8 protein-coding genes are annotated in these 12681 nt (G+C 47.5%); all 8 read left to right on the forward strand.

The window, feature by feature from the left end:
- Positions 1-104 precede the first annotated feature (104 nt).
- The 8 genes from J4N39_RS12000 to J4N39_RS12035 all read left to right on the forward strand — a co-directional run bounded on the left by J4N39_RS12000 (position 105) and on the right by J4N39_RS12035 (position 12675).
- The gene (locus J4N39_RS12000; RefSeq protein ID WP_252019675.1) at positions 105-3485 is read left to right on the forward strand and encodes a response regulator; all 3381 of its coding nucleotides are present in this window, start codon (positions 105-107) and stop codon (positions 3483-3485) included.
- Between the two features lie 690 nt (positions 3486-4175).
- Entirely contained in the window at positions 4176-5849 is a 1674-nt protein-coding gene (locus J4N39_RS12005; RefSeq protein ID WP_252019678.1) for an ABC transporter substrate-binding protein, read from the forward strand.
- A 159-nt stretch (positions 5850-6008) separates the two neighbouring features.
- Positions 6009-6995: an ABC transporter permease gene (locus J4N39_RS12010; protein ID WP_252019682.1), complete on the forward strand. Its 987-nt coding sequence runs from the start codon at positions 6009-6011 to the stop codon at positions 6993-6995.
- Positions 6996-6997: 2 nt separating this feature from the next.
- The gene (locus tag J4N39_RS12015) at positions 6998-8023 is read left to right on the forward strand and encodes an ABC transporter permease (protein WP_252019685.1); all 1026 of its coding nucleotides are present in this window, start codon (positions 6998-7000) and stop codon (positions 8021-8023) included.
- Between the two features lies 1 nt (position 8024).
- Complete coding sequence (locus J4N39_RS12020) at positions 8025-9008, forward strand: ABC transporter ATP-binding protein (protein WP_252019687.1); 984 nt, start codon at positions 8025-8027, stop codon at positions 9006-9008.
- A 39-nt stretch (positions 9009-9047) separates the two neighbouring features.
- The gene (locus tag J4N39_RS12025; RefSeq protein WP_252019690.1) at positions 9048-10043 is read left to right on the forward strand and encodes an ABC transporter ATP-binding protein; all 996 of its coding nucleotides are present in this window, start codon (positions 9048-9050) and stop codon (positions 10041-10043) included.
- Positions 10044-10075: 32 nt separating this feature from the next.
- A complete protein-coding gene (locus J4N39_RS12030) occupies positions 10076-11797 on the forward strand; it encodes a glycoside hydrolase family 9 protein (protein WP_252019693.1) in 1722 nt (573 codons plus the stop codon).
- A complete protein-coding gene (locus tag J4N39_RS12035; RefSeq protein ID WP_252019697.1) occupies positions 11794-12675 on the forward strand; it encodes a glucosamine kinase nucleotide-binding domain-containing protein in 882 nt (293 codons plus the stop codon). Before J4N39_RS12030 ends, J4N39_RS12035 begins: the two co-directional genes overlap by 4 nt.
- The last annotated feature ends 6 nt before the right edge of the window (positions 12676-12681 follow it).

A 12681-nucleotide genomic window follows, 5' to 3' on the forward strand; every position in this document is an offset into this window, starting at 1 on the left:
CACCACGCTTTCCACTGCACTTACTTGATTAAGAAAAAAAACTCCGTATAACTGTTCAGATCCCATAATATCCATTGCCTTTGGAAGCTTTTCGCCGATCTGTTATGTTTAAATTCCATCGCAAGCAACGATTTAAAAGACTGCAACATACTCTAATGATTGCCTTTTTGGCCTTGAGTATCATTCCACTTACCGTTATTGCTCTGTTCTTTCTTCAGTCTCATAGCCAAGATCTTCAAGAGCAAAGCACGTCACATTTGATCTCGGTAAGAGACTCGAAAAAGCAGCAGTTAATCGACTATTACTTTTCGAAAGAGACCGAGCTGATTGGTTTTGTCCGCTCAGAGCTTGCATACGCCAGCGGTGGCCGTTTTTATGGCTTAGTCAATGCGTTCAAAAACCTTGGTCAAGACATTGAAAAAGCAAGAGATAACGCACAGCAGCGTTACATCGTAGGATCTGGAGATCAAGTAAGAACCTCGATCATGCCAGAGTCGAGTGATTATGTCGGCAGCGAGCGTTACCGCCTACTGCATAAACGCTACCATAGAGCCTATATTGAACGCTTAAAGCGCTCAGATTTCGATGACATTTTGCTGGTAGATGTGGACGGCAACGTCGCCTATTCAGTCACTAAAGGCACACAGTTTGGCACCAATCTTCTGACTGGCCCTTATCAAGACTCGGTACTCGGTCAAACCTTTGCTAACATCCAAAACCAAGTTAAGCAACTAGACCTAGACCACGATGTACTGCCAACCATAGTGTCTGATTTTGCCTTAGAAGATGACCAAAGTGTTGCTTGGTTTGCGGCGCCTATTGTTCAGCAAGGCTACCTACATAGCTATGCAATGATGAGGCTGCCTGCCACACGTTTATTAAACCTATTTAACGACACCCTTAACACCGACATGGTGACCTTGTTGGTAGGACAAGACCTTACCCCTCGCCTTCTGACTAACTCACAGCAACAAGTGGACGATAGCCTTGCAATCGTCAAAGCTGCGCTAGGTAATTCAGAGCGCGTAGAGTCTTACGTCAATGGCAGCGACGAACAGGTTCTCGCAGCATACACTAGCATTGAACTGCCAAACATTCAGTGGGCATTGATCACCGAACTGCCAGAGCGAATCGCTTATGCGCGTATCCACCAGCTTGAAAAACTGTTTGTCGCTGCGATGCTCATCGCCATTATTCTGGTATTTATCTGCTCACACTATCTGTCGAATTTCATTACCTCGCCACTGTTGAAACTGACTTGGTCGGCTGAGCGAGTCTCGGCAGGTGATCTCGACGAAGACTTGTTCACGACCACACGTAAAGATGAAATTGGGCGGCTCGCCGTCGCTTTTGCCCGAATGCAGCGCTCCATTCGCGACAAGATCGAGTTGATCAAACAACAGAATCGAGAATTAGAAGCCAACTTAACCATCATTTCGAAGCAAAACGATGAGTTGCAGCTGGCAAATAAGCTCAAAGATGAATTTCTAGCCACCACCTCCCATGAGCTGAGAACCCCGCTACATGGTATGATTGGGATCGCTGAAGCCCTTGTCGCTGGGGCAAATGGTCCGATCCCGGCAACTCAGCGCCATCAACTCGACATTATCATCAACAGTGGTCAACGCTTAGCAACCTTGGTGGATGACCTGCTCGATTACCACAAAATGCGTTATGGCAAGCTTGAAATTAATTCAGCAGCAGTCAACCTATCTAGCGCAACACGGCTAGTGCTTGAGCTATCACAGCACCTGCTTGGTAACAAGTCACTGCGTATCATCAATCAAGTACCCACCGATATGCCACTTGTAAGTGCTGACCCACAGCGCCTTGAGCAAGTGATGTATAACCTGATTGGTAACGCCATCAAATACACTTCCGAAGGTAAGGTGGTCATCTCAGCTACCGTCATCGACGATGCGATTCGCATTCAAGTCGTGGATACTGGACAAGGGATCCCAGCGCAAGAATTGGAGCTTATTTTTGAGCCACTTATCCAAGCAGGCCAAGATACTAACCGATACCGACAAGGGGCTGGATTGGGATTATCCATCAGTCGTCAGTTGGTCGAATTGATGGGCGGTTCACTTTATGTAAGCAGCCAGCCTATGGTAGGTACGACATTCAGCTTCAGCTTGCCATTGGCTAACCCTGACCAGATTGAAGCAACCGAGCAGAATGAAGCACACCACCACTTCCAAGCACCTGAAAGTAGTGAGTTGCCTACAACCCCTCAAGAGTTGCCAGAAAACCCAGATGGTCCCTTGGTCATTGTGGCGGATGATGAACCAGTCAACCTACAAATATTGGAAAGCTTCCTTTGCATTGAAGGCTACCGTGTCAAAACCGCCAGCGACGGCCCAGAAGTATTAGAGCTGATTGACGAAGAGAAACCCGAACTACTGTTACTCGATGTCATGATGCCAGGCATGAGTGGCTATCAGGTGTGTGAACAGCTAAGGCAACGTTTTGATCACGCTGAACTTCCGATCATCATGCTGACTGCATTAAGTCAAACCCACGACCGAGTCCGAGGGTTCGATGCTGGGGCCAACGACTACCTGACCAAACCATTTAACAAGCCAGAATTAGGCTCTCGCATCAAAGCGCACCTTCAAGCCAGCAAGTCTGAATTGCGACGCCAAGAGAACTCATTGCTGCAAAATGAGCTTAAGCAACGCGCCTTAGTTGAAGCTAATCTGCTTGAAACACAAGGCAGACTCCTTGAGCAGCTAGAGTCTGCCCCAGAAGCCATTATCTGTTTAGACCATGAACACAGGATTCACTACTCTAATCAGGCCGCCACCCGGCTATTCAAGCGCTCTCGCGAGCAATTAAAACGCAGCTCAGCTGACGAATTGATTGCTGCGAAATTCCTCTCGATTGAACAGGAACACTACTGTGGACAAATAGAACTGTTTGTCGGAGACAGCCGAATACGTCATAGCAGCGATATTTTTCAGTTGCCACCAGGCAATGAGATCAAATCACTGTTTATCTTTGATACCGGCTCTGGAGCGAACAGTGAGCGGATTGATAACCTAGAAACCGCAATTGAAGCCCTATCAAGCTATGCTTTTGAAGGCGACAAGGACAAGCTGCAACAACTCAAAGAGCTAGGGGGTGAATTTACTCGACTTGCCGATAAAGTCAGCGATAAGAGCCCCAACAAGCAAGAGTTAATGCGTGAAATTTTGGTTGAAGCCATGACGACTGCGCTCGATTACTGGGAAAGCGATACTGGTGAGAGCAAATTTACTTTTGCAGAGCAAAGCGGATTATGGCGAGTCTATCTAGATCGAAGCACGCTGCAAACACGCACACTAGACAAATATCTGCGCACAGAAACCCTGCCAAAGACCCCTCGCTGGCGTACAGTGCTTAACTCAATGGATTACATTCTAGAGCATTGCCATGGACAAAATACGCAGCGAGATAAGCTCACATCGCTACGGGATAAGCTTCAGCACTTATTAACACAATGAGTATAAAACCTTAGCAAAAAGCCAGCGTCGAATCGCTGGCTTTTTTTGTCTCGCCAATAGTGTTCAGTGCGCCTGTGCGATAGTCTAACCCTGCCACTCTTCGTTCGCTCTAACACGTCACTACAGCCTTAATTACCACCGAAAAATAACCTTATTAACGGCCCAATAAACGACGTATAAATCAGCACAAAAGCGCTTTTCCACTACTAATTATCTGGTTTTATAGCTAGATTGCGAACACAATCACAACAATTTGTTGAATTTATTTTTCTTCTTTAAATTAACGTAAAAATCGAAAGTGACGTATATCAACAAATATACCTCAAGCCATAAAACCCAATAAAACAAATACTCAAAGAGTAAGTAACCACTAACAAGAATACTGCATGCCAATCACTTTATCGATCATGATCACAGTTTAAAATTCATACAATTCTGAGTCATTCTAGCCGAAATTAACGAAAATAACGGAGACATAGCTGATATTAACGTTTTTAACGTAACTCCTGTTTGACCAGAAACGCTTTCAGGTGTTTTCTTAGCCTTGACCGCAGCTATAGGCCACCCAGAATTTCCACAGTTGAGGAAATCATCGGTTGGAAAGAAAGGGATAGTTTGCGGCGAGTGTTTATCAATTGATGACATTCACATCCATTTAGTGAAATAAAAAGCAATGAGTAAGGAACAGCTATGCTTGCCAATATTAAGAAGACAGCTCTGGCAGCCGCAGTAATCGCTGCAGCAACAACTGTTGCACCAGCAACTGCCGCTGACCGTGTTGAACTAACAGTTGTCGCAGACTTCTACCCAACACTTGTACGCAACTTCAACCCGTACCTACCAACTAACCTACGTACAACAACTGACTTTGTTTACGAGCCACTAGTTGTCTTCAACGAAATGCATGGAAACACCCCAACAATGCGTTTGGCAGAAGACTACCGTATGTCTGATGACCTAATGACAGTAACATTTGATATCCGTAAAGGTGTTAAGTGGTCTGATGGTCAAACATTCACAGCTGACGATGTCGTTTTCTCATACAAGCTACTACGAGAGAATCCAGATCTAGACCAGCGTGGTATCAACAAGTGGGTATCTAACGTTGAGCGTGTAAACGAATACCAAGTTCGTTTCCGTCTAACAGAAGCAAACTCAAACGTACCTTATGAGATTTCTCTAGTACCAATCGTCGCTGAGCACGTTTGGTCTAAGGTCGAAGATCCAGCATCTTTCTCTAACGAAAACCCAGTAGGTACTGGTCCATTTACTGAAGTTGATACTTTCACTCCTCAACTTTACGTTCAGTGTCGTAACCCGAACTACTGGGACAATGACAACCTAGACGTTGATTGTCTGCGTGTTCCACAAATCGCAAACAACGACCAACTACTAGGTAAGATTGTAAACTCTGAACTGGATTGGACTTCTTCATTCATCCCAGACATCGATCGCACTTACGCTGCGGCGAGTCCTAACCACCAGTACTGGTACCCGCCATCAGGCACTCAAGCATTCGTGCTTAACTTCAAAAACCCGGATGCTGCGAAGAACGAAGCTCTAACTAACGTAGACTTCCGTCGTGCATTCTCTATGGCGATTGACCGTCAAACTATCATCGATATCGCATTCTACGGTGGCGGTACGGTGAATGACTTCGCATCTGGTCTAGGTTACGCATTTGAGTCTTGGTCTGACGAAGAAACGCACAAGAAGTACCAGAAGTTCAACACCTACAATGTTGATGGTTCTAAAGCATTGCTGAAAAAAGCTGGCTTTAAAGACCTAGACGGCGACGGTTTTGTTGAAACTCCATCAGGTAAGAACCTAGAGCTACTAATTCAATCTCCTAACGGTTGGACTGACTTCAACAACACAGTACAGCTAGCGGTAGAGCAGCTTCAAGAAGCGGGTATCAACGCACGTGCTCGTACGCCTGAGTTTGCGGTATACAACGAAGCGATGGTGAAAGGTACGTATGACGTGGCTTACACTAACTACTTCCACGGTGCAGACCCACACCTATACTGGAACAGTGCATACCACTCAAACCTACAACAAGGTGCAGGTATGCCACGCTTTGCGATGCACTTCTTTAACGATAAGAAGCTAGACACGCTACTAGACAGCTTCTACAAGACGGCGGATAAAGATGAGCAAGTTGAAATCGCTCACGGCATCCAGCAGATCATTGCATCTAACCAAGTAACGGTTCCTGTAATGTCTGGTGCTTACATGTACCAGTACAACACAACTCGCTTCACTGGCTGGTGGAATGAGAAGAACCCGAAAGGTCGTCCAAACATCTGGGCAGGCATCCCTGAGCGTCTACTACACGTTCTTGATTTGAAACCAGTTCAATAAGCTATAAACCCTGCGGTGCACTTCGGTGCACCGCCTATCAAACACTTTCCCCTCTCTTTAATTAAAGGTATGGCGCTCGTCGTCAGGGGACAACTCGTTCTAAAAAGGACAGCCTGAACCCAGAATCAGGTCAAAAGCTGGGTGAGTAAGGTAAAAGTTATGGGATATTTTTTAAGACGTTTGTCGTTCTATTTGGTAGCGCTTTTATTTGCTGCCACACTTAATTTCATTATACCAAGAGCTATGCCGGGTGATCCGGTCACTATGATGTTCGCCAACGCCAGTACTCAGGTAACCCCTGAACGTATTGCTGCAATGAAAGAGCTACTTGGTTTCGTTGATGGGCCTATCTATGTCCAATACTTCACGTACATCAAAAGCATCCTTAACTGGGAGCTAGGTACTTCAATCAAATTCTACCCTCTAAGCGTTAACGAATTGCTGGGTGGTGCCTTTGGTTGGTCACTATTTTTGGCGGGTACCGCAGTAATCCTCTCGTTCTCACTTGGCTCCATTTTGGGCATCTTTGCCGCGTGGCGTCGAGGCAGTAAGTTCGATACCTTCATCACTCCAGGCATGTTGATCGTTCAAGCCGTTCCACAGGTGGTTATCGCCATGCTTGCGATGTTCATCTTTGCTATCGGCCTTCGTTGGTTCCCAACTGGCTACGCCTACACTGCAGGTGTAGTGCCAGATTGGACTAGCTTTGCATTCTACAAAGACGTTGCTTATCACGCTGTTCTACCACTGTTCTGTGCCTCGATTGTTCAAGTTGGCGGCTTCCTTGTGAACATGCGTAACAACATGATTAACCTGCTAGGTGAAGACTACATCACCATGGCTAAAGGTAAGGGCCTGAGCGAAAACCGCGTGGTGTTTAACTACGCTGCACGTAACGCCCTACTTCCAAGTGTGACCGCACTATCTATGTCGCTGGGTATGGCGATTGGTGGTCAGCTTATTGTTGAAATCATCTTTAACTACCCAGGACTTGGCACCGTACTACTAAACGCTATTCACGCTCGTGACTACCAAGTTCTTCAAGGTCAGCTACTAATCATGACGCTGTTCATGCTGTTCTTTAACCTATTGGCAGACATGCTTTATGTTGTGCTTGACCCTCGCCTGCGTAAGGGAGGCAAATAATCATGAAAGATTTATTTAAACTGATTGCTCGTAACTCAGTCGCACGCTTTGGCTTAATCATCCTAATGGTGTTCTTGTTTGTGGCACTTTTTGCCCCGCTGATCACCAAGCACGCACCAGATAAGCGTACGGGTAACCCACACGAATACCCTGGATTTGTTGTAAAAATGGCCAAAGCGAACCCTGATGGCTGGGTTGCAGAAAATCTTGCGACTGACCGCCGTACCATGATCATGTCGAAAAAGGCCGACCACGTACTGGGTACCACACGTATGGGTCGTGACGTATGGTCACAACTGGCTTACGGCGCACGCGTATCGCTAGCAGTAGGTTTTGGTGCAGGTATCACCGTATGTTTCCTAGCGACCGTAATTGGTATCTCAGCAGGTTACTTTGGTGGTCGTGTCGACGACATTCTCACCGCAGCTATGAACATCATGCTGGTCATTCCTCAGTACCCACTACTGTTTGTACTGGCGGCATTTATCGGTGAAGCTGGTCCACTTACCATCGCCATCATCATAGGTTGTACTTCCTGGGCGTGGGGTGCGAGGGTCATACGTTCACAAACCCTAGCATTACGTGAAAAAGAGTTTGTAAAGGCTGCAGAAGTTCTAGGCGAGTCGTCTTGGCGCATCATCTTTGTTGAGATTCTACCTAACCTAATCCCAATCGTTGGCGCAAGCTTCATCGGCTCGGTGATGTACGCCATCATGATGGAAGCCATCATCTCGTTCCTAGGTCTAGGTGACCCGAACACAGTGAGCTGGGGCATCATGCTTTACAACGTACAGGCGTCTTCTTCAATGCTTATCGGTGCTTGGTGGGAGCTTATCGGCCCTTGTATCGCTCTGACACTACTAGTAACGGGCCTTGCCCTACTTAACTTCGCCGTCGATGAAGTGGCTAACCCTCAGCTACGCTCTCACAAAGGCATGAAGCGTTGGAAGAAACTAGCAGAGCAAGACAAAAAAGATCGTACGCCAGAGATGGCACCTCAAAATGCACTTTGGAGCGGAGATAAATAAGATGACTGAACCACTAATTTCGATCCGCAACCTATGTGTGGACTACATTACCGATGCAGGCGACGTGCGCGCCTGTAACAACGTCAGCTTTGACATTGCGCCGGGCGAGGTATTTGGCCTAGCGGGAGAGTCTGGCTGTGGTAAATCAACCGTTGCCTTCTCGCTAATGCGTCTTCACAAGCCGCCCGCATTTATCACTGGTGGTGAGGTGATTTTCAACGGTGAGAACATTCTCGATTACAGCGATGAGCGCATGCAGTCTTTCCGCTGGAGCGAAATGTCGATGGTATTCCAAAGTGCCATGAACGCTTTGAACCCAGTGCTGACAATGGAAGAGCAATTTTGCGATGTGATCATGCGTCATACCAATATGACTCGTGAGCAAGCAAAAGTTCGCGCCGAAGGTCTGCTGGAAATTGTCGATATTCACCCGAGCCGATTGACCGATTACCCTCACCAGTTCTCTGGGGGCATGCGTCAGCGTTTGGTTATCGCCATTGCACTCGCTCTGAATCCAAAAATGATCATCATGGATGAGCCGACCACAGCTCTAGACGTGGTCGTTCAGCGCGAAATTCTGCAAAAGATTTATGCACTGAAAGAAGAGTTTGGCTTTTCGATTCTGTTCATTACTCATGACTTATCACTGATGGTCGAATTCTCAGATCGCATCGGCATTATGTATTCGGGTGAATTAATTGAAGTCGCACCGTCAAAAGAGATTTTGGATAACCCATACCATCCGTATACCCGTGGTCTAGGAAGCTCTTTCCCACCACTGACAGGGCCAAAAACTAAACTCGAAGGTATCCCAGGCAATCCATTGAACTTGTTAGAGATACCTCAAGGATGTCGTTTCCAAGCACGCTGTGACCGTGTACACGAAGCCTGTCGCACTCAAGCAACAGCACTAAGAACTATTGAAACGAATCGACTATCCAACTGCCACCTATACGGTGAGCCTATCGCTCAGGTCAGGGCTTAAACCCTGACCGCTAGCACTGAGCAACTGGAGACAATAATTATGAGCAATAAATTTGGCGAACTACTGGTCGAAGGCAAAAACCTAGTAAAAGACTTCCCAATTACCAGTAATGCCCTTCAACAACCAATGATGCGAGCGATCAACGACGTATCATTCAAAATGTACAAAAGCCGCGGGCTATCGGTGGTCGGCGAGTCCGGCAGTGGTAAGTCGACGACGGCGAAAATGATAGCCAAAATGTATGCGCCAACAGGCGGCACCATCGAATACAAAGGGCGTGATATTCAATCGATCACCAGCCGTAAAGATACTATGCACTACCGTGAAGGCGTGCAGATGGTGTGGCAAGACCCGTTTGGTTCACTCAACCCGACACACAATATTTTCCACCATATTGCGCGACCGCTACTGATCCACAAGAAGGTAGACCCGCGTAACAAAAAAGAACTTGAAGAGCGAGTTTACGACCTGCTTGAGCAAGTTGGCTTGATCCCACCAAAAGAGACAGCTCAGAAGTTCCCCCATCAGCTGTCTGGTGGCCAACGCCAACGTGTCAACTTGGCCCGTAATATCGCCGTTGGAGCAGAAGTCGTGTTAGCCGATGAGCCAACCTCGATGCTCGATGTCTCTATCCGAGCGGGTGTTCTAAACCTAATGGAAGAGATGAAATTCGAGAAAGAGATGTCCCTGCTTTACATTACTCACGATATCGCCACTGCGCGCTATATCGCCGAAGATCTTGCGGTGATGTATGTCGGACATATGGTTGAGTGGGGAGATACGGAAGAGATCATTCACGATCCTCAGCACCCATATACTCAACTGCTTGTTTCAGCGGTACCAGACCCTAAAAAGTCTATCCATGAAAAATTAAAAGGTAACAAAGGGGAAATTCCTCTTTGGACGCCAGAGTCAGCAGGTTGTCCATTTGCTGGTCGTTGTACCCACGCCTCCGATAAGTGTCGTGAACAACTACCAGGCGTGACTCAGCTCTCTGATAACCACTTTGTTCGTTGCTACCTATACGAAAACTGATCGCCTCACGGCGATTATTGAAGGAATAATTGATGCAAATCCTAACTAATCACATCGGCTATGAAGTAGACGGCAGCAAGCAGGCTGTTTTGCTGATGGGGGCACAATCAAGTTCACTGAGTAATGTGGAAGTGGTCTGCGCCCAAAGTCATACAGTTCAGGCAAGCATAAGTGCAAGTCCAGCGATGCGTGTAGCTCGCTGGCACCATGGCTACTTTTGTACTGTCGATTTTTCGCATCTCGACAAATGTGGTCACTACTATTTAAAGCTTGAAGACATCCAATCACACGTTTTTGAGATTGGCCAAGGTGTGGCCATGCAGCACTGTTTTTCCGATCTGCTGCACTATTTTAAATCTCAACGTTGTAGCGGTGTTTTTGACCGTCAAGACCAGCAAGCCCCGATCGTTGGCAGCTCAAAAGTTGTCGACGTCCACGGTGGCTGGTATGACGCATCAGGCGACGTAAGTAAGTACTTAAGTCACCTTTCCTACAGCAATTTTTTTAACCCTCAGCAAACCCCTATGGTGGTTTGGAATATGTTGAAAGGTCTGGAGTTATTGGAGGAGCGCTCCGACTTCGCAGCATTTTCTCAGGTTCGACTAATCGAAGAGGCACTATTTGGTGCAGATTTTTTAGTGCGTATGCAAAGCCCTGAGGGTTTCTTTTACATGACCGTCTTTGACCAATGGAGCAAAGACACTAAGCAACGGGAGATCTGTGCTTACGAAACGCAACAAGGCAATAAAACTGACGCCTATCAAGCTGCGTTTCGTCAAGGAGGAGGCATTGCCATTGCGGCACTCGCAAAAACAGCAAGCCTAAGCACACACGGCGACTTTTCAAATGCGCACTACCTAGAGTGCGCAGAACGTGGCTACTGGCATCTAATAGAGCACAACTCAAACTACCTAGATGATGGCAGAGAAAACATCATCGATGAGTATTGTGCGCTACTTGCTGCGGTTGAGCTCTACCGTGCCACCAGCGATATGCGTTACCTAGAGCAGTCGCGAGAATGGGCACTGCGTTTGGGGGCACGCCAGCAGAGCGATAGTCAGATCGATAATTTCTGGTCAGCGACCGATAATGGTGAGCGTCCATACTTTCACGCCGCAGAAGCTGGGCTTCCAGTGATCAGTTTATGTGAATATCTAGACATAGAAACAGACTTGCTATATCAGCAGCGTGTACAAGAAATCGTTGAGAATGCGGTCAATTTTGAGCTCGACATCAGTGCCAAAGTCGCCAACCCATTTGGCTACCCTCGCCAATACGTAAAACCAGTCGACTCTGCGAAACACGATGCCTTTTTTGTCGCCCACAACAACGAAACTGGATACTGGTGGCAAGGTGAAAACGCCCGTATTGCATCGCTGGCAAGCATGGTTTGGCTTGCACTGCCATGGCTGAGTAAGCCCGCAGCTCAACGCGGACTCAATTATGCACAGCACTGCCTAAACTGGATTCTCGGCTTAAACCCATACGATATGTGCATGATCGATGGCAAAGGGCATAACAACCCGGATTACCTACCACAACTTGGCTTCTTCAATGCCAAAGGTGGGGTGTGTAATGGCATTACTTCTGGTTTCGATGACGAGCAAGATATTGCCTTTAACCCACCAAAACAAAAAGATGACATGCTGCAAAACTGGCGCTGGGGTGAACAGTGGATCCCACATGGCGCATGGCTTTTGCTCGCAGTAGCGAGTCAGTTTAGTCACACCACTGAAGAGGAGTCAGCATCATGACATGGTTAGTTGGAATTGACGGCGGTGGCACCTCTTGCCGCGCCCGAATTAAAAACATCCAAGGTGAAGTCCTAGCTGAAGCCAAAACAGGCAGTGCCAACATCTTGCTTGGGACCGATGTGGCGTTGCAGTCCATTATCGAGGCCGTGACACTTGCAGCAACGCAAGCCGGACTAAGCGGTGATGATTTATCCGCAATGCATCTGGGCCTTGCGCTGGCGGGCGCAGAACAACAGTCCGCTTGGCAAGACTTTATGAAAGCCTCGCACCCTTTTGCGTCCATGGTACTCAATACTGATGCCTATGGTGCATGTCTCGGTGCTCACCAAGGTGAAAACGGCGCCATTATGATCGCAGGAACAGGTTCTTGTGGCATTTATCTACAAGATGGCCAGCAGCAGGTGGTTGGTGGTCGAGAGTTCCCGATTTCAGATCAAGGCGGCGGCGCTGTCATGGGGCTACACCTTATCCAGCAAGTTTTACTCGCCAATGACGGTATCGTTGAAAAAACTGCACTTGCCGAAAACGTGCTTGAACATTTCAAACACGATATCGATGCCATCGTGGACTGGTCTAAAACTGCAAGGCCTTGTGACTATGGTCAATTTAGCCCGGCCATCTTTGAACACGCTGCATTAGGAGACAGCCTCGCAATCAAACTGCTTAAGCAGACTGCCGCCGATATCGAAATGTACCTGACAGCACTTAACCAACGAGGGGCTACTCGGATTGCCTTGATGGGTAGCATCGGTGAGCGCATTGTCGAGTGGCTGGCCCCGCCTGTCCGTCAATGGTTGGTCGAACCTCATGCCGATGCCATCGAAGGCGCACTCATGATGGCCAATCAACCCCAGCACAACTTGTACTCGGTACAATAGGAGTTA

The sequence above is a fragment of the Vibrio sp. SCSIO 43136 genome (assembly GCF_023716565.1).
Taxonomy (GTDB): Bacteria; Pseudomonadota; Gammaproteobacteria; order Enterobacterales; family Vibrionaceae; genus Vibrio.

Bases quoted from the DNA above. Each gene is read 5' to 3' on its own strand.
- J4N39_RS12000 (WP_252019675.1), top strand. From the start codon at position 105: ATGTTTAAATTCCATCGCAAGCAACGATTTAAAAGACTGCAACATACT.
- J4N39_RS12005 (WP_252019678.1), top strand. From the start codon at position 4,176: ATGCTTGCCAATATTAAGAAGACAGCTCTGGCAGCCGCAGTAATCGCT.
- J4N39_RS12010 (WP_252019682.1), top strand. From the start codon at position 6,009: ATGGGATATTTTTTAAGACGTTTGTCGTTCTATTTGGTAGCGCTTTTA.
- J4N39_RS12015 (WP_252019685.1), top strand. From the start codon at position 6,998: ATGAAAGATTTATTTAAACTGATTGCTCGTAACTCAGTCGCACGCTTT.
- J4N39_RS12020 (WP_252019687.1), top strand. From the start codon at position 8,025: ATGACTGAACCACTAATTTCGATCCGCAACCTATGTGTGGACTACATT.
- J4N39_RS12025 (WP_252019690.1), top strand. From the start codon at position 9,048: ATGAGCAATAAATTTGGCGAACTACTGGTCGAAGGCAAAAACCTAGTA.
- J4N39_RS12030 (WP_252019693.1), top strand. From the start codon at position 10,076: ATGCAAATCCTAACTAATCACATCGGCTATGAAGTAGACGGCAGCAAG.
- J4N39_RS12035 (WP_252019697.1), top strand. From the start codon at position 11,794: ATGACATGGTTAGTTGGAATTGACGGCGGTGGCACCTCTTGCCGCGCC.